The organism is Pantoea sp. Ep11b (assembly GCF_040783975.1).
Classification (GTDB): Bacteria; Pseudomonadota; Gammaproteobacteria; order Enterobacterales; family Enterobacteriaceae; genus Pantoea.
In genome coordinates this window covers 90,010-114,550 of sequence record NZ_CP160631.1, presented here as the reverse complement: position 1 = coordinate 114,550, position 24,541 = coordinate 90,010, and the positions used below count along the sequence as shown (strand labels likewise).

Sequence of the window (24,541 nt, the reverse complement as noted above, 5' to 3'; positions counted from 1 at the left end):
ATTACATTCCTGATGTCAGCGTAATGAACAGCGGTAACGATAAAACAGAGAGAAGCGAACTGAGCAGCAGCACGGCTTCCGCATCGGGTGACTGTACGCCAAAGCGATTGCCAAATACCACACCGAAGAAACCGGCCGACAGCGCAATCATCAGGATAGCGGTGATCGCCACCGAACCGTGAAGGCCCATGACCAGCACCAGACCCCAGGCCACAAAAGGCTGGATCAGCAGCTTGGCGACGGTGCCGAGACCTACGACAGCATTGAATTTCAGTTTGCGGGCAGAGAGGATCACGCCGGTCAGGAACAGGGCGGCGGCGGTGGCCGACAGACCCAGCGGTTTAATCGCCGAGATCACCAGTTCCGGCATTCTGAGACCGAATGCGCTCAGCACCACGCCCAGCAGCGGCCCCCAGACGATCGGTTTCTTAATCGAGCGCCACATCAGAACCGGCAGCATGGCCAGTGTCGAACCGGCATTTTCACCGGCGCTGCGCGCTTTTTCCCGCTCCAGGATCAGCAGACAGAATGGCGTCATCAGCACTGAGCCGCAGGCAATCGAAACCGCCACAGACAGGGAGGTTGCAGAGCCTTCGCCCAGCACGCTGCCCAGAATCGGCAGGCCCAGCGCGGCGTAGTTCGGCAGGGCGACCGTCAGGGTCAGCACCGCGGCATCCTGCGGCGACTTTTTAAAGACGCGGGTCGCCAGGAAATAGAGCGCCGCATAGACAATCCACATCGCGCCGGTTAAGACCACAATCAGCGGCGACTGTGCGACGATGCCCGACCACGGTGTCTGAACCGTGGCGCTGAACAGCGCGGCAGGTAGCGCAAAATCCATCACGAAAATATTGAGCAGCGAGACATCTTTGTTATTAACCATTCCGGCCTTACCCGCCCAGAAACCGAGCAGCATAATGACGAAGATTGGCGCAAGGGCATGAACAATTGTATAGATCATAAATCACCTGTTAATAAGAAAAAATTCTTTAAAAACAGCGATGTTTATAATTCTGAACACGGCCACTGCACCGGGGCGCACGCCTTAATGCGCCCCGTCAGACCGTTTTCGGCAGGTTTATTTTTATGTTTTTACCAGGTCGCGCGCATGCGCTCGCGAACCAGGGAAGAGCTGTGACGGTTGGCTGCCCCCAGGCGGTTCTTCAGGCTCGGATCCTGACGGGCATCACTGATAGCCTTCTGCAGGGCGATTTCCACCATCGCGACATCCGCATCGGACGGCGCATCGGGATCGGCCACGTTCAGCAGATCGGCGAGCAGGCCGAGAGTGGCGAAGTTATCGACGTCATACGCCATCGGCGGAATGGTGGCGGCCAGTTTTTCCAGCGCCTCCACGGATCGCAGCGTAATACGGGCCGCTGACGCTTTGCCCATAGCGTGCACCAGAACCCCCTGATCGTTAAGCGCAATCAGCCGGTTAGCCTGATAACCGTGCGCCAGAAACGCACCGGACATCGCCTTGCCGACAATCAGGCCGATAACCGGATGACCATCCAGGCGCGCATTGGCGTAGGCACCCGCCGCGCCCGCCAGCGCCTGGTGGATCCCAAACGCCTCTTCGCGGCGGCCATAGGCCTGACTCGGTACGTCAATCACCGCCACAATCGGGCGCTTCACGGCGCGGTTTTTGTCCGCTTCCCGCGTTTCATTCACCACCTTCGCCAGCGTCCAGCCCTCCAGCAGGCCGACTTCGCCCCGTGCGGCGCGTGGATAGTGGTTATGCGCATCGGGCACCACGGCGACAAAGCGTACGTTTTCGCCGTTGAGCTGGCCGTCAGCCACCTGAACAGAGGCGCACAGGCCGCTCAGGCGCTGCGCATGGGGTGCCAGTTTTTCCAGCCAGGTGGCACCGCGGCTGCTTGTCTGCGTCATTATTTCTCCTCCCGGGCAAAAAGCTGTTTAATCTGCGCGGTGTCCGCCTGCTGGCGGGTGTCGAACTGCGTCAGACGTGACAGAAAATCGTCATAGTTGTCGCTGCGATGCTGCGCCGGGACGCCTCTGGCGATAAAGCCCTGCATGGCCGTTTTCACGGCATTAATCCCGTCATCCACCAGCACATCGACCAGGCCACTGGCGTAGCGGATCTCGCCGCCGGTCATGCTCCAGATAAACGGACGGTCGCGTGAGTCATACTCTTCAATCCCCGCTTCCTGCTCGATGACCTGCGGGCCGTTCAGCCCCAGCCGGGCTTCACGCGTCACAATCAGATAGCTGCAGAGCGCGGCGGCGATAGACATGCCGCCAAAGCAGCCCACGGTGCCGCTGATGATGCCGATCACCGGGGTATAGCGGCGCAGATCGACAATCGCCGCATGGATATCGGCAATCGCCGCCAGGCCCAGATTGGCCTCCTGTAAGCGCACGCCGCCGGTTTCCAGGCAGAGCACCGCCTGGGTCGGAATACCGTTGCGGTTATCTTCCGCCGCCAGCTCCAGCGCCGCCGCCATCTTCGCGCCGGAGACTTCACCCATGCTGCCGCCCTGGAAGGTACCTTCGATGGCAATCACCACGGCAGACTGACCGTTCAGCGTGCCGCGCGCCACCACCATGCCATCATCCGACTGCGGAACCACGCCCTGCGGGGCGAGCCACGGCGACATAATGCCTTCAAAGGGATCGAGCAGTTCACGATAGCTGCCCGCATCGAGCAGCGCATGGGCGCGTTCACGGGCCCGTAATTCAATAAAGCTGGCATCGTTACGCATGGCTCACCTCTTCAAAAACCTGTTCAATACGGATGCGCGCTACGCCGGGCGTCGCACCGAAATCATGGATAATCAGCTCGCCAGCGGGCAGGCCGCTGATCAGATTCAGGCGGTCAAACAGCGCCTTCCAGCGGGCGTCGCTGTTATCCAGCGAGGTGGTGATAGCGATGTTCAGTGTCTGGCCGCTGGTTGCGGTGTACAGCACTTCCATATCACCGGAACCAACGACCCCGGCCAGCGCTCTGCCACTGAGCAGGCGATTAGCAGGGAGAGATAATGTGATGTGTTCCATAATGGCCTCTAAAAATATGAGTGTTCAGGCGAACAGACCCGATCGATAAACAGCGTCGCGGCCAGCAGGTCAGCGGCCCCGCCCGGTGAGGCGTTGAGAGCCAGCATCCGGCGGTCGAGCCGCGCCAGCGCCTCCGCCCCCTCTGCGGTGTGGCTGCCGCCCGCCAGCAGAACGGCGCGCGCCCCCTGTTGCATCGCGTTGAGCCCGGTCATACCGGCCCGCGACAGCACGCAGGTATCGCTGAGCGAGGTCATGATCGCCATCAGCGCATCCAGCCGGGCTGCGCTTTCGCTGGCGCCCACGGCCCGGCTTGCCATCAGCTGCGGCAGCGCCAGTTTCATGATGTGCGGAAACGCCTGTTGTGCCTCTTCGCGTGCGCCGGGCACCCGATAGCGGTGGGTCGCTTTCAGCCCTTTGCTGAACTGTTTAGGCGCACCGCTATCCGGCAGGCTGGCCAGCGCGGCCGCGGTGCGGGTCAGCTGAGCCGCCCGGCCGGTGCCACCCAGCATGGCTGCGGCACTGACCAGCAGGCCCAGCGCCCAGATCGCGCCGCGATGGGTGTTCACGCCGCCGGTCGCCGCCATCATCTGCTGTTCGCCGTCGCGGCCCAGGCGGCCTACCGTTTCGCGCAGGGCGATATCGGCGGGACGCAGCCAGCTGTGACGGGCCAGCGCCAGAAAGACGGGCACCAGGCTGTGAGCAGAACGTTCCATCAGCGCCAGCGTCAGATCCTGATGCGCGCCGTTTCCCCGACTGTCAACCAGACCCGGTTTGGGGCTCAGACGGGCTTCATCGATCAGACAATCACGCGCAATCGTGGCCAGCTGGCTGGCCTGCGCCTCGCTCTGGGTCGGTGACAGGAGTTTCATTACCAGCTCCGGAATTTAGCGGGTGGGTTGTACAGGCCGCCTGACCATTCAACCAGATCGGCCACGCTGCCAGCCGCCAGCAGGGAGCGGGTGGCGTCGGAGCGGCGGATGCCCATATCTTCCGGGTAGACCACTTTGCCGCTTTTACGCAGCGCGGCAACCCGGGCGGCATCGACGCCCAGACCGATATCGGTAATGCCCGCGACGGCGGCGACCATGGCGCGACGCTCTTCCAGGCTCTCCGCCCGGTAGAGATAGGCGATACCCTCTTCGGTCAGGACATGGGTGACGTCATCGCCGTAGATCATGACCGGTGCCAGCGGCATACCGGAGGCTTTGGCGACATCGACCGCATCAAGTTTTTCCACAAAGGTCGGTTTGGCCCCGGCCTGGAAGGTCTCCACCATCTGCACCACCAGTTTCTTACCGCGCTGCATCGGGTCCGGCTCAGTGATCATATTCAGCCAGGCGGGGGAGGCGTGGCGGCGGCCGTGCGGGTCATGGCCCATGTTCGGTGCGCCACCGAAGCCGGAAAGGCGGCCACGGGTCACGGTCGAGGAGTTTGCCAGCCCGTCCACCTGCAGGGTCGCGCCGATAAACATATCGACCGCGTACTGGCCCGCCAGCTGACAGAAGGCGCGGTTAGAGCGCATCGAACCGTCGCTGCCGGTAAAGAAGATGTCGGGACGGGCGCGGATATACTCTTCCATCCCCAGCTCGCCACCAAAGCAGTGCACGCTCTCCACCCAGCCGCTCTCAATTGCCGGGATCAGTGTCGGATGCGGGTTCAGCGCCCAGTGCTTACAGATTTTGCCTTTCAGACCCAGCTGTTCGCCGTAGGTGGGCAGCAGCAGCTCAATCGCGGCGGTGTTAAAGCCGATGCCGTGGTTGAGCGACTGCACCTGATGCTCGGCGTAGATGCCCTTGATCGCCATCATCGCCATCAGGATATGTTCCTGTTTAATCAGGCGCGGATCGCGGGTAAACAGCGGCTCGATAAAGAAGGGTTTGTCGGCGACCACAACGTAGTCGATCCACGAGCCGGGAATATCGACGCGCGGCAGGTCAGTTTCATCGTCGACCAGTTCATTTACCTGAGCGATAACGATCCCATCGCGAAACGCTGCGGCTTCCACCAGCGCCGGGGTATCTTCGGTACCCGGACCGGTATAGAGGTTGCCTTTGCGGTCAGCTTTGTAACCGGCAATCAGCGCCACATTCGGGCTGAGATCAACATAGAGGCGGGAGTAAAGTTCGATATAGGTGTGGATAGCGCCGATTTCCAGCTGGCCATCCTCCAGCAGCTGCGACATGCGCAGGCTCTGCGGACCGGAAAAGGAGAAGTCGAGTTTGCGGGCGATGCCTTTTTCAAAAATATCGAGATGCTCGCTGCGGCCGACGCTGGGCATAATCATATGCAGGTCGTGGATCTTTGCCGGGTTAACCTGTGCCAGCGTGCGGGACAGGAAGTCCGCCTGTTTCTGGTTGTTCCCTTCCAGTACCACCCGATCGCCCGGGGCGATTAACTGTTCAAGTGCTTCTGTGGCTCTTTCTACAGGAATGACTTTGCCATCGAGGGGAAAGGAGGCCATACGACGCGCTTTTTCACTGCGGCGTGTGTTCCACTCCCGGACAGGCGTTTGGCCTGTGTTCATTTCAACCTCCTGATTGGAATCGATCTGTTGACGTTTTTGCTGTGTAAAGTCTGTGCCTTATGCCTGCCCTGTTCAATTAAGCAAAAAGGCGGAACGTTAGGCTTAAGGTAATGATGGGGAGGAGGGAGAGCGAAGTACGGCGTCTGAGCCGTAAACGATGTGGCTCAGGTCTGCGCCGGATCTGAACGTGGCCCCGGCGGACGGGCATAAAAAAAGCAGGCCGGAGCCTGCTTTATGATCAAGGGGGGCTGCTTATGAAGCCAGCGACAGAACCGGTTTCGCCTTCGCTGCCAGCCATTCGGCGACACGGGCCTGCTGCTCTTTGGTCAGCCACATACCCTGTTTGGTACGACGCCAGATCGCATCATCCAGTTCACGCACCCACTCATGCTGCACCAGGTAGCGTAACTCCGCCTCGTAGAACTCATGGCCGAAGTTCTCGCCCAGATCGTTCAGGCTCTTCGCGCCCGCCAGCAGGGTTTCGGTACTGCTGCCGTAGGTACGCGAGAAGTGACGCGCCATGTTTTCGCTGATGAACGGATAGCGGCGACGCAGGCTGGCGGCATAATCTTCACGGGTGCCGGAGATGTTCCCGCCGGGTAACACGCAGTTCTTCGTCCAGGCCGGGCCCGCATTCGGGTAATACTTCGCCAGTTTCTCCATCGCATGTTCAGCCAGCTTACGGTAGGTCGTCAGCTTGCCGCCAAACACCGACAGCAGTGGTGCCTGACCATGATCGTCGCGCACATCCAGCGTGTAATCACGGGTGATCGCCTGCGGTGAATCCGATTCGTCATCACACAGCGGACGCACACCGGAGTAAGACCAGACGATATCGTCGGCGGTCAGCTGCTTTTTAAAGTGTCCGTTGAACACTTTCAGCAGATACTCGGTTTCGTTGTCGTCGATGTGGACTTTTTTCGGATCGCCTTTGTACTCCACGTCGGTCGTACCGATAATGGAGAACTCATCCATCCACGGGATCACAAACACGATGCGATTGTCTTCGTTCTGCAGAATATAGGCCTGCTTCTCGGTGTGCACGCGCGGCACCACGATATGGCTGCCCTTAATCAGGCGGATACCGTACGGCGATTTCAGCTGCAGGCCATCATCGAACAGCTGTTTGACCCACGGGCCAGCCGCATTGACCAGACCTTTTGCCTGCCAGGTATGGATTTTGCCGCTGTCGACATCTTCCGCTTCCACCTTCCACAGGCCGCCTTCACGCCAGGCGCGGGTCACGCGGGTACGGGTACGCACTTCGCCGCCGCGCTTCACCACTTCCTGCGCATTCAGTACCACCATGCGGGCGTCGTCCACCCAGCAGTCTGAATATTCGAATCCGCGCGTGATCTCCGGCTTCAGGGCCGAATCCGCGCCAAAGCGCAGGCTCTTGCTGCCCGGCAGGCTGGTACGTTTACCGAGGTGGTCATACATAAACAGGCCGGTGCGGATCATCCACGCCGGACGCAGATGCGGGCGGTGCGGCAGGCGGAAGCGCATCGGGAACGCCAGATGCGGGGCCATTTTCAGCAGCACTTCACGTTCAGCCAGCGCTTCGCTGACCAGACGGAATTCGTAGTGTTCAAGGTAGCGCAAGCCGCCGTGAATCAGTTTTGAACTGGCAGAGGAGGTCGCGCAAGCCAGATCCCGCGCCTCCAGCATTAACACCGACAGTCCGCGTCCTGCAGCGTCTGCTGCAATGCCGGCACCGTTGATGCCGCCGCCGATCACGATCAGGTCTTTGGTTTCCACGTCATCTCCTCCGATGTTCGGAATAGTTCACTAATGTTCGTTTTCGAGCATAATCATAATCACAAACCAACATTTACGCCAGCTTTTAACCCGCTAAAAACAATTTTGCGTGATATAGCTAACATTCTGCCCACCAAAAAAACCGATACCCGTAACGATTGTCAGGTTATCGGCGTGGATTCTCGGGTTACACTATCCGCTATCGTGATGCTGTTATGAGAGATCTCATGGAAACGTTCGAATGTATTGATGTGCAGCAGGCGCAGGCGCGTCTGGCGCAGGGTGCGCTGCTGGTGGATATCCGCGATCCACAGAGTTATGCCCTGGGCCATGCGGCCGGCGCGCTGCATCTGACCAACACCAACCTCAGCGACTTTATCAGCGGTGCTGACCACAGCCTGCCGGTGCTGGTGATGTGCTATCACGGCAACAGCAGCAAAAGCGCAGCACAGTATCTGCTGGGCCAGGGCTTCAGCGCAGCGTACAGCATCGACGGCGGCTTTGATGCCTGGCGCGCTGCTTTTCCTCAGCAGGTTGCCCTCGGCAGTGAGTAGATGGCGGCCCGGCACATGGAGCGTTACTGATGCGCATTACCCAGTTTAACCAGCCGCGCATGGCGCAGGCGTTTGTGGACTATATGGCGACGCGCGGCGTCACGCTGCGGATCGAGCATGACAACCACTACGTCATCATGCTGGATGATGAAAGCAAAATTGCCGTGGTCGAAAACGAACTTCAGCAGTTCCTGCACGATCCCAACCACCCGCGCTATCAGGCGGCCAGCTGGCACAGCGGTAAAACGGACAGCGGCCTGCGCTATGAGCGCAGCAACATCTGGGCGAACATCCGCGAGCGTGCGGGGCCGCTGACGATGAGCGTGATGGTGCTCTGCATCGCTGTGTTTATTCTGATGCAGGTGATGGGCGATCAGACCGTGATGGCCTGGCTCTCCTGGCCGGATGCCGACCAGCATTTTCAGGTCTGGCGCTGGTTCAGCCATGCGCTGCTGCACTTTTCACTGCTGCACATCCTGTTTAATCTGATGTGGTGGTGGTATCTGGGCGGGGCCGTGGAGAAGCGGCTCGGCAGCGGCAAACTGTTCGTGATTATGCTGATTTCGGCCCTGCTCAGTGGCTGGCTGCAGGCGAAGTTCAGCGGCATCTGGTTTGGCGGCCTGTCGGGCGTGGTGTATGCCCTGATGGGCTACTGCTGGCTGCGCGGCGAGCGCGATCCCGACAGTGGCGTCTATCTTGAACGGGGGCTGATCGGTTTTGCGCTGGTCTGGCTGGTCATTGGCTGGTTCGGCGTCTTTGGTCTGGCGATCGCCAACGCGGCCCATGTGGCCGGGCTGCTGGTCGGGCTGGCGATGGCGCTGGTCGACACGCGTCACGTCACGCGTCGGTAGACGGGAATATGCAGGTTAACAGGAGAGGAACGTGAAGCAGACGCAACGTCATGACGCGATTATCGATTTAGTCCGTCGTCAGGGATATGTCAGTACTGAGGAGCTGGTGGACCATTTTGAGGTCAGTCCGCAGACCATTCGTCGCGATCTCAACGATCTGGCCGATCAGAATAAGATACAGCGTCATCACGGCGGCGCGGCGCTTCCGTCCAGCTCTGAGAATACCGCCTGGCACGATCGTAAGATGATGTGGTCAGCGGAAAAGGCGCGCATCGCCGAGCGCGTGGCCAGCCAGATCCCGGATGGGGCCACGCTGTTTATCGACATCGGCACTACGCCGGAAGCGGTGGCCCATGCGCTGCTGAACCACAGCGATCTCCGGGTCGTCACCAACAACCTTAACGTGGCGATGCTGCTGATGGGCAAACCCGACTTCCGGGTCATTATCGCGGGTGGTGAGGTGCGGACCCGCGATGGCGCGGTGATGGGGGAAGCGACGCTCGACTTCATCTCTCAGTTCCGGCTCGATTACGGCATTCTCGGCATCAGCGGCATCGATATGGATGGCTCCCTGCTGGAGTTCGACTATCACGAAGTGCGCACCAAGCGCGCCATTATCGAAAATTCACGCTGCGTCATGCTGGTGGTGGACCACTCCAAGTTTGGCCGCAACGCAATGGTGAATCTCGGCAATATGAGCCTGCTGGATTACCTCTACACCGATAAAATGCCGCCCGCCAGCGTCATGAAAGTGATTGAGCAGCATGAGGTCCATCTCGAACTCTGCTGATTCCTGCCACGCCAGCCGCCCGGCTGGCGTTTTTCTTTGATTGCTGTCGCTTTTTTCCTCACTCGCGTCTTTACTTAATCGGTTGCTGGCAGCCGATTGTCAGCCTGTGCGCGTTCTCTTTTTGCTTCACCTCATGCTTAACAGAAGGGAGTGATATGCCGCAGCAAAAATTCAGTAAAGCCCGTTTCACTGCCGCGCTGACCCGCCAGTGGCAACAGTTAAATCTGCGTTCAGCCCGGGAGATGACACCGCATCAGGCGTGGCAGGCAGTCAGCGCGGCGCTGGCGGAGCTGCTGGCCGCGCAACCGGCCCCGTGCCTGTCTGAGGGGCAGCGGCACGTCAATTATCTGTCGATGGAGTTCCTGATTGGCCGTCTGACCGGCAACAATCTGCTGAACCTCGGCTGGTATAACGAGGTCAGCGCCGCGCTGGCTGAGCAGCAGCTCGACTTATCGGAGCTGCTGGAGCAGGAGGTCGACCCGGCGCTGGGCAACGGCGGACTGGGGCGGCTGGCTGCCTGCTATCTCGATTCGATGGCCACGGTGGGCCAGCCAGCGACCGGTCACGGCCTTAACTACCAGTACGGTCTGTTCCGCCAGTCTTTTGAGGAGGGCCACCAGAAGGAGGCGCCCGATGACTGGCAGCGCGAGCACTACCCCTGGTTTCGCCACAATGCGGCGCTGGATGTCGAGGTGGCGATGGGGGGACGGGTCGAAAAGCAGGAGGATGGCACCGTTCGCTGGTATCCCGACTTCAGGCTGCGCGGTGAGGCCTGGGATCTGCCGGTCACTGGCTACCGCAACGGCGTGACGCTGCCGCTGCGCCTCTGGCAGGCCGTCAGCGCGCAGCCGTTTGATCTCACAGTATTTAATGATGGCCACTTTCTGCAGGCCGAGAAGCCCGGCATTGAGGCGGCGAAGCTGACCAAAGTGCTCTATCCCAACGACAATCATCAGGCGGGCAAGCGGCTGCGCCTGATGCAGCAATATTTTCAGTGCGCCTGCGCGGTAGCCGATATCCTGCGGCGTCACCATCTGGCAGGGCGCAGCATTCACAGCCTGCCCGATTTTGAGGTGATCCAGCTCAACGACACCCATCCCACCATTGCCATCCCGGAGATGCTGCGCCTGCTGCTGGATGAGCATCAGCTGAGCTGGGATGAGGCCTGGCAGATCAGCAGCCGGGTCTTTGCTTACACCAACCACACGCTGATGCCGGAGGCGCTGGAACGCTGGGATGAGAAGCTGATGCGCACGCTGCTGCCGCGCCATATGGTGATTATCAAAGAGATCAACCGGCGGCTGAAAAAGCAGGTGAAGCAGCACTGGCCGGACGATAAGGCGATGTGGCACAAGCTGGCGGTTGTCGCGGAGGGTCAGGTGCGGATGGCCAATCTCTGCGTGGTCAGCGGGTTTGCGGTCAACGGCGTGGCGGCGCTGCACTCGCGGCTGGTAGTCAGCGATCTCTTTCCCGAGTATCACCAGCTCTGGCCGCAGAAGTTCCACAACGTCACCAACGGCATCACACCGCGCCGCTGGCTGAAGCAGTGTAATCCGGCGCTGGCCGGGCTGATCGATGAGACGCTGAAAACTGAGTGGGCCAACAATCTGGAGGCGCTGATCGGCCTGGAGAGCTATGCCGACGATCCGGCGTTCCGTCAGCGCTATCGCAGCATCAAGCAGCAGAACAAAGCGCAGCTTACCCGCTACATCGCCCGGCACACCGGCATTGTCGTCAATCCGGCGGCGCTGTTCGATGTGCAGATCAAACGCCTGCACGAGTATAAGCGGCAGCACCTCAGCCTGCTGCACATCCTCTACTGCTATCAGAAACTCATTAAGCAGCCCGACGATCAGACCCTCACGCCAAGGGTGTTCCTGTTTGGGGCCAAAGCCGCACCAGGCTACTACCTGGCGAAAAACATTATCTACGCCATTAACCGGGTGGCGGAGGTGGTTAACAACGACCCGCGCGTTGGCGATCGACTCAAAGTGGTCTTTATCCCTGACTACCGCATCACGGTGGCCGAACAGATGATCCCGGCGGCCGACCTTTCAGAGCAGATCTCCACCGCCGGTTATGAAGCCTCCGGCACCGGCAACATGAAGCTGGCGCTGAACGGCGCACTGACCATCGGCACGCTGGATGGCGCGAACGTCGAGATTGCTGAACAGGTAGGAGAGGAGAACATCTTTATCTTCGGGCACACCGTGGAGGAGGTTAAGGCGCTCCGGGCGAAAGGCTACAACCCGAAAAAGGTGCGTAAGCAGAACCCGGCGCTGGATGACCTGCTGAAGGCGCTGGAAAAAGGCAAATTCAGCGACGGCGACAAACAGGCGTTTGACCTGATGCTGGCGAGCCTGACTAAGCAGGGCGATCCCTGGCTGGTGCTGGCCGATTTCCAGGCCTATATCGAGGCGCAGCAGCGGGTCGAAGCGCTGTGGCGCGACCCGGAAGGCTGGACCCGCGCCGCAATTCTCAACACGGCCCGAACCGGCATGTTCAGTTCGGACCGATCCATTCGTGATTATCAGCAACGTATCTGGCAGGCACCGCGCTAAGGAGCAGCAATGAAACAAGATTCACTCGATCAGTCCGCCCGTGCCGCGGGTATCTCACTGAATTACATCGACGTAAACGGCAAAAAAGCAGAAATCAGCGATGAGACTAAGCGCGCGCTGCTGGCGATAATGAGCCAGCCGCAGAAGGCAAAAAAATCGCCGCTGCCCCCGGTTGCGGTCTTCAGCGGCAGCGGCAAACGCCAGCTGACGCCAGAGGGCAGCGGCGTCTATCACTGGCAGTTGCAGACGGAAAAGGGCAAACAGCACAGCGGCGAACTGACCGCAGGTGAGCCTTTTACGCTGCCTGGCCCGCTGACGCAGGGGTATCATCAGCTGACGCTCACCAAAGGGAAGAAAAGCTGGCAGACGCGGATTGTCGTTGCGCCACGCCGCTGCTATCTGCCGCCGGCGCTGGAGGCGGGCGAAAAACGCTGGGGCGCGCTGGTGCAGCTCTATACCGTACGCTCAGAGCAGAACTGGGGGATCGGCGACTTCGGCGATCTTGATCGGCTGCTGGTGCAGCTGGCTGCACGCGGCGGCGACTTCGTCGGGCTTAATCCGCTGCATGCGCTCTATCCCGCCAGCCCCGGTTTCGCCAGCCCCTACAGCCCGTCGTCGCGCCGCTGGCTGAACGTCATCTATATCGACGTCGATCAGGTAAGCGATTTCCGGGAAAGTGCCGCGGCGCAGAAGTGGTGGAAAAGCGCCAGAACGCAAAAGGCGCTGACCCGGGCGCGTGAGGCGGAGCACGTCGATTATGAGGCGGTCATGGCGCTGAAGCTCGCGGCGCTGCGCCACGCCTGGACACACTTCCGGGGGCGGGACAGCCAGAGCGAGGAGCAGCAGTCCTGGGCTGCGTTTGTCCGCGAGGGCGGCGACAGCCTGCGCTATCAGGCGGCCTATGACGGCATCCAGCTGGCGCGACAGGCCGACAAGAGCCAGCAGGGCGGCTGGCCCGCATGGCCGGAAGCGTGGCGCAACAGCCAGTCGCCGGAGGTGCAGCAGTGGTGTGAAGAGCATGAAGAGGAGATTGCGTTCTGGCAATGGCTGCAATGGCTGGCGCAGCAGCAGTTCTCTGGCTGCTGGGCGCACAGTCAGGCGCTGGGAATGAGCGTCGGCCTCTACCGGGATCTGGCCGTGGGCGTGGCGGAAGGCAGCGCGGAAACCTGGCATGACCCTGAGCTCTATCGCCTGCAGGCCTCCGTCGGCGCGCCGCCGGATCGCCTCGGCCCGCTGGGGCAGAACTGGGGGCTGCCGCCGATGGATCCGCATGTGATGCAGGCGCGTGGTTATCAGCCGTTTATCGATATGCTGCGCGCCAACATGCGCGACTGCGGTGCGCTGCGCATCGACCATGTGATGTCCCTGCTGCGTCTCTGGTGGGTGCCCGCCGGAGAAACCGCCGATAAAGGGGCCTATGTGGCCTACCCGGTGAACGACCTGCTGAGCATCCTGGCGCTGGAGAGTCACCGGCTGCGCTGCATGGTCATTGGCGAAGACCTGGGCACCGTGCCGCAGGAGATCGTCAGCCTGCTGCGCAAGAGCGGCGTCTTTTCATGGAAGGTGCTCTGGTTTGAGCAGGAGAAAGATGAGCGTTATCGCGCACCACAGGACTATCCGCGCCAGTCGATCGCCAGCGCCAGCACGCACGACCTGCCGACGCTGACCGGCTTCTGGGAGCAGGGCGACCTGACGCTGGGCGAGAAGCTGGGCCTCTATCCGGGTGATGCGGTGAAGGCGCTGCATGAGCAGCGCGCCACACAGAAACAGGCGCTGCTGGATGCGCTGCATCAGGCGGGTGCCTTACCGGCCCGCAGCCAGAAAAAGGCGGAAAAGCTCGCGATGACGCCTGCGCTGAACCGGGCGATACATCGCTTCCTGGCAGATACGGACAGTGCGCTTCTGGGTCTGCAGCCGGAAGACTGGCTCGGCATGACCACGCCGGTCAACGTGCCGGGCACGGTGGATGAGTACCCTAACTGGCGACGCAAGCTGAGCAAAACGCTGGAGGAGATGTTTGCGGACAAGGAGGTGAATGCGCTACTGAAGGTGGTGAGCCAGCAGCGTCAGTCAGGCGAGAAAGAGGGGTAAAAAAAGCGCGGCAGTCAGGCTGCCGCGCGCTGTTCATCAGTAGAAGGAGTGTTCGCCGCGCTGGTGCTCGGTGATGTCCCGCACGCCTTTCAGTTCCGGGAAGGCGGCCAGCAGCTCTTTTTCGATACCATCTTTCAGCGTCACGTCAATCATCGAACAGCCGTTACAGCCGCCGCCAAACTGCAGGATGGCGTAACCGTCGTCGGTGATCTCCATCAGCGACACGCGACCGCCGTGGCCGGCCAGCTGCGGGTTAATCTGCGCCTGCAGCAGATACTCAACGCGTTCTACCATCGGCGCATCATCGGAGACTTTACGCATTTTGGCGTTCGGCGCTTTCAGCGTCAGCTGTGAACCGAGGTTATCGGTCACGAAGTCGATCTCAGCATCTTCCAGATAGGGTTTGCTCAGTTCATCAACGTAGGCTGACAGCTTTTCAAACTTCAGTTCGGTGTCGGTGGCTTCAACGGCATCGGGCGGACAGTATGAGACGCCACATTCAGCCGTTGGCGTACCCGGGTTAATCACGAATACGCGAATCTGGGTGCCATCTTCTTGTTTGGATAGCAGTTTAGAAAAATGTTCCTGGGCAGAGTCAGTAATTCGGATCATGTCGATTGCTCAATAGTTGACTAATTTAGTTGGTTATAATACGCCCATCACAGACGCTCTACAAGGTACGACACAGGCACCAGACCTGCACGCTGGCCGCGCCCTGCGTCAGTAACAGGCGGCTGATTTCCTCTACGGTGCTGCCGGTGGTAATCACGTCATCCAGCAGGGCGATATGGCGGCCCTGAACCGCCATTTCAAGGCGGAATGCCCCGCGTAAGTTGGTGCGGCGCTGGCGGGCGCTGAGCTGATGCTGCACTGCGCCCCGATGTGGGCGGGAAACGCCTTCGCGCCATTCACACCCCAGCCAGTGCGCCAGCGGTGCGGCCAGCAAACCCGTCTGGTTATAGCCGCGCTGCCAGCGTCGGCGATGATGCAGCGGCACCGGCAGCAGCAGGTCGGGACGCGGCACGCCGCCGCGCCGGTACACCGTCTGCCAGCTTAGCAAAAGCAGCCGGGCCAGCATCACCCTGAGTGCGGTTATGTGCGAAAACTTCAGCTGATTAACCCACTGGCTGAAGGGGGGACGGTAGTCATTCACGCAGATGAGCGCCTGCCAGGCGGGCGGTTTTTGCTGGCAGCGACCACAGATGAGCGTGGCGGAGCCTGCCGGTAAGCCACAGCGCGGACAGAGCAGGGGAAGCGGCGGTAGTTCGCGCAGGCAGAGGCTGCAGAGGCCATGCCCGGCGATCCGCAGTGGCATCCGGCATAGCCAACACAGGGCGGGCATTGCTAGCATAGCGACCTCCTTTTCATTTTCGGGATAGTAACTGATGACGTCGCTTTACTGGCACACCTGCGGGGAAGGAAAACGCGATCTTGTGCTGCTGCACGGATGGGGACTGAATGCTGAAGTCTGGCAAACCATTATTCCGCGACTCAGGCCGCACTGTCGCCTGCATCTGGTCGATCTGCCGGGTTATGGCCGCAGTCAGAACGCGGGCGCATTAACGCTGAAACAGATGGCCGCGCAGCTGCTGCCGTCGCTGCCGCCGCAGGCGATCGTGATGGGCTGGTCGCTGGGCGGGCTGGTGGCCACGGAGCTGGCGCTGACCGCCCCTGACCGGCTGGCGGCTCTGATCACCGTCGCCTCCTCGCCCTGTTTTACCGCCACAGAGGGCTGGCCCGGCATTAAACCGGAGACGCTGCAGAACTTTCAGCAGATGCTCAGCAACGATTTCCAGCGCACGGTTGAGCGTTTCCTGGCGCTGCAGACGCTGGGCACCGAAACGGCGCGCGCCGATGCGCGGCAGCTGAAAGACGTGGTGCTGTCGCAGCCGATGCCGGAGGTGGCGGTGCTGGATGCCGGGCTGGAGATTCTGCGCGAGGTCGATCTGCGCGACGCGCTGCCGCAAATCACGCTGCCGTTTCTGCGGCTCTATGGCGCACTGGACGGACTGGTACCGCGCCGCATTGCTGCAGAACTGGATGAGACGTTACCGGCATCGCCTTCGGTGGTTATTGAAAAAGCAGCACATGCGCCTTTTATTTCGCACACCGGGGTATTTTGTCAGCATATTGTTAGTTTTATCAATAATTTGCCGGGATAATCAGGCTTTGTGGTGGCAAAATCGCTGGCAGCAGCAATACTTCTCTTTGTGAGCAAGGCCGCTGCAATTTTATGTGATTAGTCACGGAAATGACTATGCCGTTCCATACTGCCTTACGCGTTTAGCGGCTGCTTACATCTCACAATGGATCATGAATGAGGGTAAACATAATGAAGGTTTTAAAATGGGTTGTGGCTTCAATGATGATGGGCGCGATTTCATTTTCTGCAATGGCAGCAAAGGAAGTCACTAACGAAGAAGTTAAGACAATGAAACTGGAGAAGATTGGTACCGTGAACACCACGGCGGAAACCACGTCGCCAATGGATGCCAAAAAAGTGCTGTCTAAACTTGCTGACGAAAAAGGCGGCAAATATTACCGCGTGATCGCCGGTCGCGAACACGGTAAGTTCAGCGCCACCGCTGAAGTTTACAAGTAATTATCGCAGCCACATGAACTGCCAGGCATCCAGCTTAACCGGCTGGGTGCCATCAACTTTCTCGCCGCTCACCACATCCTGCAGCGTATGCGCCATTGGCAACCGCGTCTCCACTGTTCGTCCACTGAGATTAAACACGCAGAGTAAACCCTCACCGCTTTCCGGCTGATGACGGCGCAGCACCAGCACAGCGTTTTCGCTCTCATAGAGCGTCATCGCATTATCCGGATGAAAAGCCGGCTGTCGCCGACGCAACTGGATCAGCTGTCCGAGCCGGATAGAGATCTGCTGACGCAGCCACTCCCCGCCCGCCAGCGCCGACTCTATCTGCTGCAGTTCATACTTCTGACGATTGATCGCTCGGTTGTGCCCGGCAGCCCGCACCCCGGCATAATCATTCCGGCCGCCCAGAATGCTCTGGATATAGATGGCCGGCACACCGGGAAAAGCCAGCAGAATCGCATGCGCCAGCAAAAAGCGTTTCAGCCGCGTGGCGTCGTCGTCGCTTTCACGATTCAACGCATCCAGAAAGGTGACGTTGATTTCATAGGGGCTGGTGGTGCCGTCGGGGTTATTTTTGTAGGAGACCAGGGCGCCTTCCAGCGCCAGATCGCGCACCAGCGCCACAATCTCCACTTCAGGGAGGATGCCGCGCGCCGGGTTCAGTCCAATGCCATCGTGTGACGCCAGAAAGTTGAAGAAGGTGGTGTCGCGGTTGCTGAGATCCAGCGTGCTGGCCCACTGCCGCAGCGCGCGCGCCGAACCGGTGTGGAGAGCGTGCAGCACCAGCGGCGGCAGCGAAAACTGATAGACCATCTGCGCTTCATCGTGCCCGTTGCCGAGATAGCTGATGTTGTCCTGATGCGGCACGTTGGTTTCAGTGATAATCACCGTGCCCGGCGCGACCTGATCGGCTATCGCGCGAAACAGCTTTACCAGCTGATGGGTCTTTTCCAGATGGATACAGCGTGTACCGGGCGTTTTCCACATATAGCCCACCGCATCCAGCCGCACATAGTCGGCGCCACGGATCAGATAGTCGAGCAGGACGTTGACCATGCGCCGCAGTACCTCAGGGCTGGCGAAGTTCAGGTCGATCTGGTCGGCGCTGAAGGTGGTCCAGATAAAGCGGGTCTCGCCATCTGCCAGGGTAAACGGGGTCAGCAGCGGCGAGGTGCGCGGACGTGTCACGGCACTGAGATCGGTAGCGGGCGGCATGCTGATAAAGAAGTCGTCCCAGCCGGGATCCTGCGCCAGAAAGTGGCTGAACCAGGCGCTGCCGGCCGACATATGGTTGCAGACGAAGTCAAACATCAGCCGCGTTTCCTGATGCAGACGTGCGATGTCCTGCCAGTCACCGTACTGCGGATTGACCTGATGGTAATCCATGACCGAAAAGCCATCATCGGAGGACCAGGGGTAGAACGGCAGCAGGTGAACCAGCGGAAAAATAGATTGCAGATGCTGCTGATAGAAGCGGGAAAAGGTGCTGAGCGTTGGTTTATCGGCCTCGCGGAACTGATCGGCGTAGGTGATCAGCACCACATCCTGCTCATCCCAGTGTGCCTTACGCGGCAGCTTGATCGTGTCACGGGCGGCGGCGATGTCAGCCAGCAGGCGCGCCAGGATCGCCTCCGGAAATGTGCCAGCATAAATCTTATCGATCAGATCGGTGATTTTTTCCATCGTGAATTGGGTGCCGCAGCAGGTGTTGTTTTTATGACAGGCGTCTTTTTAGCGTAGCGTTATGGCGGGGATTTTCAACCGGACGGCGCGGTGTGAAAAAGGGGCCAGAAGATGGCCCCTGAAAAGCTTAGCGTTTTTTACCGAACGCGGCGGCCAGTGCATCGCCCATCGCACTGTTACCGGCGGCGGCGGTGGCCGGACGCGGACGACCTTTCGGGCTGGCCTGACGCTTCTCATCGCGCGGCGCTCCGCTCCGCGCTCCACCGTGTGCATTGCCTTCACCCGGCTGCTCATCAAGACGCATGGTCAGGGCGATACGCTTGCGCTGGAGATCGACCTCCATCACTTTCACTTTGACGATATCGCCCGCTTTCACCACCTGATGAGGATCGTCGACGAAGCGGTCAGAGAGCGAGGAGATGTGGACCAGCCCATCCTGATGCACACCGATATCCACAAAGGCGCCGAAGTTGGTCACGTTGGTGACGGCACCTTCCAGAATCAGGCCTGGGGTCAGGTCGTTTAGCGTTTCCACGCCCTCCGCGAACTGCGCGGTTTTAAACTCAGGACGCGGATCGCGGCCCGGCTTCTCCAGCTCTTTCATGATGTCGGTTACGGTCGGCAGACCAAATCGCTCATCGATGAAGTCGCGGGGGCTGAGGTTACGCAGGCTGCCCGCGTTACCCATCAGGTCACTCAGCGCCTGCTCAGTCGCGGCCAGGATGCGCTCGACCACCGGATAGGCTTCCGGGTGAACGGTTGAGGCATCCAGCGGGTTATCGCCATGATTGATGCGCAGGAAGCCCGCACACTGCTCAAAGGCTTTTGGCCCAAGGCGGCTCACTTTCAGTAACTGCTGACGGTTCTGAAAGCGGCCATTCTCATCACGCCAGCTGACGATATTCTGCGCCATCATGCGCGTCAGGCCCGCCACGCGGGTCAGTAAGGGGACCGAGGCGGTGTTGAGATCCACGCCGACGGCGTTCACGCAATCCTCCACCACCGCATCGAGTTTCTTCGCCAGCTGACTCTGGCTGACGTCATGCTGATACTGGCCGACCCCAATCGATTTCGGGTCGATTTTGACCAGCTCAGCCAGCGGATCCTGCAGGCGTCGGGCAATCGACACCGCGCCGCGCAGCGACACATCAAGATCCGGGAACTCCAGCGCCGCCAGCTCTGAGGCGGAGTAGACCGAGGCCCCGGCTTCACTGACAATCACCTTCTGCGCCGTGACCTGCGGGAACTGCTGCTGCAGCTCCAGGAAGAAGCGTTCCGTTTCGCGTGACGCCGTGCCGTTGCCGATCGCCACCAGCTCGACCTGATGCTTCATGCAGAGCGCGGCGACAGCGGCGGCGGCTTTGGCGGCCTGGCCGGTGTGCGGATAGACGGTATCGGTCGCCACCAGCTTGCCGGTCGCATCCACCACCGCGACTTTCACGCCGGTGCGCAGGCCGGGGTCCAGCCCCATGGTGGCGCGCATCCCGGCAGGGGCCGCCATCAGCAGGTCGTGCAGGTTGCGGGCAAAGACGTTGATCGCTTCATCTTCAGCGCGTTCGCGCACCGTGCCCATCAGCTCGGTTTCCAGATGCAGCATCACCTTGATGCGCCACGTCCAGCTTACGACCGCCTTGCGCCAGCTGTCGGCCGGTGCGTTGTTCAGGCGCAGGTTCAGGTGTTCGGCGATCAGGGTTTCGCCGTAGCTTTCGCGCGGGGCTTCATCGAACTGTGGATCGGCATTCAGCGACAGTTGCAGCACGCCTTCGTTGCGGCCACGCAGCATCGCCAGCGCCCGGTGCGACGGCACGCTACTCAGGGCTTCGTGGTGATCGAAGTAGTCGCGGAACTTCGCGCCCGCTTCCTGCTGGCCTTCGACCACGCGCGACACCAGGTGGGCATTTTTCCACAGGTAGTTACGCACCTTCGCCAGCAGCGCGGCATCTTCAGCGAAACGCTCCATCAGGATGTAGCGGGCACCATCCAGCGCGGCCCGAACGTCGGCAACGCCTTTGTCGGCATCGACATACTGCTCTGCCAGCTGCTCAGGGAGATGGGATGGATCCTGCCAGAGCGCCTCTGCCAGCGGTTCCAGACCGGCTTCGATCGCGATCTGTCCACGCGTGCGGCGTTTCTGTTTATAGGGCAGGTAGAGATCTTCAAGCTCGGTTTTACTGAGGGTGGTGTTGATGGCGCGGGCGAGGTCGTCAGTCAGTTTACCCTGATCCCCGATCGATTTCAGAATCGACTGACGCCGCTCTTCGAGTTCGCGCAGATAGCTGAGGCGGGTCTCAAGCTGGCGAAGCTGGGTATCATCCAGTCCGCCCGTCACCTCTTTACGATAGCGTGCGATAAACGGCACGGTGTTCCCTTCATCCAGCAGGCGAACGGCGGCGTCAACTTGTTCGGGACGCGCCTGAAGCTCACTGGCAATTATCTGGCTCAGAACTTTCATCATCAGGACTGTCTTGCTTTCCGGGTTGAGAAATAGCCGACAGTTATACGGATTGATGGTTAAAAATGCCAGAGACGCGGGCGGCTTTCAGCGATAATCTGAATGGTTATTGCGGGTAATCAATGGCGTTGACATACCACCGCGCCGGGCCCACCGGCGTCTCCACCGTTGCGGCATCGCCGACCTCTTTTTTCAGCAGCGCCCGCGCCATTGGCGAGTCGATGGAGATGTAATCTTTGCGGCCAAAAATCTCATCGTAGCCCACGATGCGGAAGCGTTTGATGTCGCCCTCATCGTTTTCTATTTCTACCCAGGCCCCGAAGAAGACCCTGCCATCCTGCTGCGGTGAGTAGTCAACAATCCGCAGCTGTTCGAGACTTTTGGTGAGGTAGCGGACGCGCCTGTCGATTTCACGCAGCCGCTTTTTATTGTACTGGTAGTCCGCATTTTCACTGCGATCGCCCAGGCTGGCAGCCCAGGTCACTTTTTTGGTCACTTCCGGACGCTCTTCACGCCACAGATAGTCGAGTTCCGCTTTGAGTTTGTCAAAGCCTTCGCGGGTAATCAGTCGGGTTTTCATGCTATACCGGCCAGAGAGATCGAAAGAGGCTCAGTGTAAGGCAAACAGGCGGCGGCAAAAAAGAGTCGGGGAAAGGGTTTTTAAAGGCTAAAAACCCACGTTGACTTCCCCGGCGGCGAAAGGGTTGGAGCTTGCTATCAAAATTAAACCGGTGTTCTGAAGCCGGACTCGCCGGTCCGAACTTATTTTCCGGCGTGGGTCGCCGTGGTGGTTGAGGTGCCAGTACCGTGACCGTCACCACCGCCGCCGCCCATGGTGGCCAGCGCTACGCCCAGCAGGGCAGCGACAGCACCCACGCCGATGGCGTCGGAGTTACCTTTTGCGGTAGTGGTGGCAGCCGCACCGGCCGCTTCACCGGTTGCTGTTGCAGCATAGACCGGGCTGATGCTGCTGAAAGCCAGCGCGCTGAGCAGTAAAATTGTTTTTTTCATTGTGTGTAATCCCCGTTGAGACATCGAATGGTGCCTGAGCAGTCTGGTTCAAAATTCGGGGGGCGAAAAGTTGGCTTTACTGATTGATTTAATGGACTTTAATTTCTGCTGGCCTTGCTGAAAGCCCGGCTCAAATTAATCCGAGAGAGGCGTGGTGCTTTAACAGGTTTGACCGGAATATTATGCTGTCAGAATGCAGATAAGGTGGATTATCTGGAGGGTCGTTGCCGTGATGGCTTGTTTATAAGTCAAATTATCTGCTAACGCGCTGAATTTATTCACTGTATAAACGCTGGTACGCTTCTGACGCCAGCCATTCAGAGAAATTTCGCTTTTTTTTCAGATTTGCCGTAACCGTCCCGGACGGCGGGTAAAAAGGGCGATAACGGCCCGAAAGGGGCGCAGAATAAATATAAGCTCCTGTTTAATATGCTTTGTAACAATTTTGGCTAGAATATAAACCATTAATGACTGTCACTATAAGGCATCTTTTTTTAACAATGTTGGCTCAGGCAATAGCGCCTTTGGGAGTTGAAAATGCAAGAGAACTACAAAATTCTGGTCGTCGATGATGATATGCGTCTGCGTGCACTGCTGGAACGCTATCTCACCGAGCAGGGCTTTCAGGTGCGCAGTGTCGCTAATGCCGAACAGATGGATCGTCTGTTAACCCGTGAATCCTTCCATCTGATGGTGCTCGACCTGATGCTGCCGGGTGAAGATGGCCTCTCTATCTGTCGTCGTCTGCGCAGTCAGAGCAACCCGATGCCGATTATTATGGTGACGGCCAAGGGTGAAGAGGTGGACCGCATCGTCGGGCTGGAAATCGGTGCAGATGACTACATTCCTAAACCGTTTAACCCGCGTGAGCTACTGGCGCGTATCCGTGCCGTGCTGCGTCGTCAGGCCAATGAGCTGCCAGGCGCACCGTCACAGGAAGAGGCGATCATTGCCTTTGGTAAGTTCAAGCTGAACCTTGGCACCCGCGAAATGTTCCGTGAAGATGAGCCGATGCCACTGACCAGCGGTGAGTTCGCGGTGCTGAAGGCGCTGGTCAGCCATCCGCGTGAGCCGCTCTCCCGCGATAAGCTGATGAACCTGGCGCGTGGCCGTGAATACAGCGCCATGGAGCGTTCGATTGACGTTCAGATCTCCCGCCTGCGTCGCATGGTGGAAGAAGATCCTGCGCATCCACGTTATATCCAGACCGTCTGGGGCCTGGGCTACGTCTTTGTGCCGGACGGCAGCAAAGCATGAAGCGGCTGCGCTTCTCGCCACGCAGTTCATTCGCCCGCACGCTGCTGCTGATCGTGACCCTGCTGTTCGTCAGCCTGGTCACGACCTATCTGGTGGTGCTGAACTTTGCCATCCTTCCCAGCCTGCAGCAGTTCAACAAGGTGCTCGCCTACGAAGTCCGTATGCTGATGACCGACCGGCTGCAGCTGGAAGATGGCACGCAGCTGGAAGTTCCGCCGGCCTTTCGCCGGGAGATCTACCGTGAACTGGGGATTTCGCTGTTTACCAATGCGGCGGCAGAAGAGAACGGCTTGCGTTGGGCGCAGCACTACGAATTTCTGAGCGAGCAGATGGGGCAGCAGCTGGGCGGGCCGACCGATGTACGGGTGGAGGTCAACAAGAACTCCCCGGTCGTCTGGCTGAAAACCTGGCTGTCGCCCGATATCTGGGTGCGGGTGCCGCTGACGGAGATTCATCAGGGCGACTTCTCACCGCTGTTCCGCTATACCCTGGCGATTATGCTGCTGGCGATCGGCGGGGCCTGGCTCTTTATCCGCATCCAGAACCGACCCCTGGTGGATCTGGAACATGCGGCTCTGCAGGTCGGACGCGGCATTATTCCACCGCCGCTGCGCGAATATGGTGCGTCAGAGGTGCGGTCAGTGACCCGCGCCTTTAACCAGATGGCCGCCGGGGTGAAGCAACTGGCTGACGATCGCACGCTGTTAATGGCGGGCGTCAGTCACGATCTGCGCACGCCGCTGACCCGTATTCGTCTGGCCACCGAAATGATGGGCGAGCAGGATGGCTATCTGGCCGAATCGATTAACAAAGATATCGAAGAGTGCAACGCCATCATTGAGCAGTTTATCGACTACCTGCGCACCGGTCAGGAGATGCAGACGGAGCGCGCCGACCTCAACAGCGTGCTGGGCGAAGTGGTCGCTGCGGAAAGCGGCTACGAGCGTGAGATCGAAAATGCGGTCATGCCGGAAGAGCTGATGCTGGATATCAATCCACTGTCGATTAAGCGTGCGCTGGCCAATCTGGTGGTCAACGCCGCACGTTACGGCAATGGCTGGATCAAGGTCAGCAGCGGACGGGAGCTGCATCGCGCCTGGTTCCAGGTGGAGGATGATGGCCCGGGCATCAAGCCGGATCAGCTGGCGCATCTGTTCCAGCCGTTTGTGCGGGGCGACAGCGCCCGCAGCACCAGCGGCACGGGGCTTGGCCTGGCGATTGTGCAGCGTATTATCGATGCGCATCAGGGATCGCTGGAGATTGGCGAGAGCGAACGCGGGGGATTGCGTATTCGCGCCTGGCTACCGCTGGTAGAGAGTATGGCACTGAGCCATAACAACGGCGGCAACAGCATCTCAAACTGATAAAAGCGGCGCAGCAGGCACA

At 59.7% G+C, this 24,541-nt stretch carries 22 protein-coding genes; 9 read left to right on the top strand and 13 right to left on the bottom strand.

What is annotated here, in order from left to right; genetic code table 11:
* Nucleotide 1: 1 nt before the first annotated feature.
* From AB1748_RS00650 to glpD, 7 genes are all read right to left on the bottom strand, one after another.
* Entirely contained in the window at nt 2-961 is a 960-nt protein-coding gene (locus tag AB1748_RS00650; protein WP_111141788.1) for an AEC family transporter, read from the bottom strand.
* 131 nt (nt 962-1,092) lie between these two features.
* Complete coding sequence (mdcE, locus tag AB1748_RS00645) at nt 1,093-1,893, bottom strand: biotin-independent malonate decarboxylase subunit gamma (protein WP_111141790.1); 801 nt, start codon at nt 1,891-1,893, stop codon at nt 1,093-1,095.
* Nucleotides 1,893-2,726, bottom strand: coding sequence for a biotin-independent malonate decarboxylase subunit beta (locus tag AB1748_RS00640; protein ID WP_367395887.1), 834 nt, complete (start codon nt 2,724-2,726; stop codon nt 1,893-1,895). The genes mdcE and AB1748_RS00640 overlap by 1 nt, the downstream gene beginning before the upstream one ends.
* Nucleotides 2,719-3,018: a malonate decarboxylase acyl carrier protein gene (gene mdcC / locus AB1748_RS00635; protein ID WP_111141794.1), complete on the bottom strand. Its 300-nt coding sequence runs from the start codon at nt 3,016-3,018 to the stop codon at nt 2,719-2,721. The genes AB1748_RS00640 and mdcC overlap by 8 nt, the downstream gene beginning before the upstream one ends.
* An 8-nt stretch (nt 3,019-3,026) precedes the next feature.
* Nucleotides 3,027-3,887, bottom strand: coding sequence for a triphosphoribosyl-dephospho-CoA synthase (locus AB1748_RS00630; protein ID WP_367395886.1), 861 nt, complete (start codon nt 3,885-3,887; stop codon nt 3,027-3,029).
* Entirely contained in the window at nt 3,887-5,542 is a 1,656-nt protein-coding gene (gene mdcA / locus AB1748_RS00625) for a malonate decarboxylase subunit alpha (RefSeq protein ID WP_111141798.1), read from the bottom strand. Before mdcA ends, AB1748_RS00630 begins: the two co-directional genes overlap by 1 nt.
* Nucleotides 5,543-5,794: 252 nt before the next feature.
* Nucleotides 5,795-7,300, bottom strand: coding sequence for a glycerol-3-phosphate dehydrogenase (gene glpD / locus AB1748_RS00620; protein ID WP_367395885.1), 1,506 nt, complete (start codon nt 7,298-7,300; stop codon nt 5,795-5,797).
* Nucleotides 7,301-7,527: 227 nt separating this feature from the next.
* Here glpD and glpE point away from each other — a divergent pair, with 227 nt between their 5' ends.
* The 5 genes from glpE to malQ all read left to right on the top strand — a co-directional run bounded on the left by glpE (nt 7,528) and on the right by malQ (nt 14,147).
* The gene (gene glpE / locus AB1748_RS00615) at nt 7,528-7,854 is read left to right on the top strand and encodes a thiosulfate sulfurtransferase GlpE (protein WP_199560041.1); all 327 of its coding nucleotides are present in this window, start codon (nt 7,528-7,530) and stop codon (nt 7,852-7,854) included.
* Between the two features lie 29 nt (nt 7,855-7,883).
* Nucleotides 7,884-8,705 (top strand): rhomboid family intramembrane serine protease GlpG, encoded by an 822-nt coding sequence (glpG, locus tag AB1748_RS00610; protein WP_111140883.1) that lies wholly within the window; start codon nt 7,884-7,886, stop codon nt 8,703-8,705.
* Between the two features lie 31 nt (nt 8,706-8,736).
* Entirely contained in the window at nt 8,737-9,495 is a 759-nt protein-coding gene (locus AB1748_RS00605; RefSeq protein WP_111140862.1) for a DeoR/GlpR family transcriptional regulator, read from the top strand.
* Between the two features lie 155 nt (nt 9,496-9,650).
* Nucleotides 9,651-12,056 carry a maltodextrin phosphorylase gene (gene malP, locus AB1748_RS00600; RefSeq protein WP_367395884.1) on the top strand — a complete coding sequence of 802 codons (2,406 nt, stop codon included), beginning with the start codon at nt 9,651-9,653 and terminating at the stop codon, nt 12,054-12,056.
* Nucleotides 12,057-12,065: 9 nt separating this feature from the next.
* Nucleotides 12,066-14,147 (top strand): 4-alpha-glucanotransferase, encoded by a 2,082-nt coding sequence (gene malQ / locus AB1748_RS00595; RefSeq protein ID WP_293773358.1) that lies wholly within the window; start codon nt 12,066-12,068, stop codon nt 14,145-14,147.
* 36 nt (nt 14,148-14,183) lie between these two features.
* Here malQ and nfuA read toward each other — a convergent pair whose 3' ends face one another.
* Together nfuA and gntX are read right to left on the bottom strand one after the other, a co-directional pair.
* Nucleotides 14,184-14,759: a Fe-S biogenesis protein NfuA gene (nfuA, locus tag AB1748_RS00590; protein WP_009087718.1), complete on the bottom strand. Its 576-nt coding sequence runs from the start codon at nt 14,757-14,759 to the stop codon at nt 14,184-14,186.
* 58 nt (nt 14,760-14,817) lie between these two features.
* Nucleotides 14,818-15,498 carry a DNA utilization protein GntX gene (gntX, locus tag AB1748_RS00585; protein ID WP_293773365.1) on the bottom strand — a complete coding sequence of 227 codons (681 nt, stop codon included), beginning with the start codon at nt 15,496-15,498 and terminating at the stop codon, nt 14,818-14,820.
* 34 nt (nt 15,499-15,532) lie between these two features.
* Here gntX and bioH point away from each other — a divergent pair, with 34 nt between their 5' ends.
* Both bioH and AB1748_RS00575 read left to right on the top strand, forming a co-directional pair.
* Nucleotides 15,533-16,309, top strand: coding sequence for a pimeloyl-ACP methyl ester esterase BioH (bioH, locus tag AB1748_RS00580; RefSeq protein WP_111140866.1), 777 nt, complete (start codon nt 15,533-15,535; stop codon nt 16,307-16,309).
* Nucleotides 16,310-16,479: 170 nt separating this feature from the next.
* Nucleotides 16,480-16,749 carry a YdgH/BhsA/McbA-like domain containing protein gene (locus AB1748_RS00575; RefSeq protein WP_111140867.1) on the top strand — a complete coding sequence of 90 codons (270 nt, stop codon included), beginning with the start codon at nt 16,480-16,482 and terminating at the stop codon, nt 16,747-16,749.
* On the opposite strand, the gene AB1748_RS00570 is transcribed toward AB1748_RS00575, so the two are convergent.
* The 4 genes from AB1748_RS00570 to yjbE form a co-directional block, all read right to left on the bottom strand.
* Entirely contained in the window at nt 16,750-18,435 is a 1,686-nt protein-coding gene (locus AB1748_RS00570; protein ID WP_111140868.1) for an alpha-amylase family glycosyl hydrolase, read from the bottom strand.
* A gap of 127 nt (nt 18,436-18,562) precedes the next feature.
* Complete coding sequence (locus AB1748_RS00565) at nt 18,563-20,890, bottom strand: Tex family protein (protein ID WP_367395883.1); 2,328 nt, start codon at nt 20,888-20,890, stop codon at nt 18,563-18,565.
* Between the two features lie 103 nt (nt 20,891-20,993).
* Nucleotides 20,994-21,467, bottom strand: coding sequence for a transcription elongation factor GreB (gene greB / locus AB1748_RS00560; RefSeq protein ID WP_111140870.1), 474 nt, complete (start codon nt 21,465-21,467; stop codon nt 20,994-20,996).
* Nucleotides 21,468-21,649: 182 nt separating this feature from the next.
* Entirely contained in the window at nt 21,650-21,898 is a 249-nt protein-coding gene (gene yjbE / locus AB1748_RS00555) for an exopolysaccharide production protein YjbE (protein ID WP_111140871.1), read from the bottom strand.
* Nucleotides 21,899-22,435: 537 nt separating this feature from the next.
* Here yjbE and ompR point away from each other — a divergent pair.
* Together ompR and envZ are read left to right on the top strand one after the other, a co-directional pair.
* Complete coding sequence (ompR, locus tag AB1748_RS00550; protein WP_003853014.1) at nt 22,436-23,155, top strand: two-component system response regulator OmpR; 720 nt, start codon at nt 22,436-22,438, stop codon at nt 23,153-23,155.
* A complete protein-coding gene (envZ, locus tag AB1748_RS00545) occupies nt 23,152-24,519 on the top strand; it encodes a two-component system sensor histidine kinase EnvZ (protein WP_111140872.1) in 1,368 nt (455 codons plus the stop codon). Before ompR ends, envZ begins: the two co-directional genes overlap by 4 nt.
* Nucleotides 24,520-24,541: the final 22 nt, after the last annotated feature.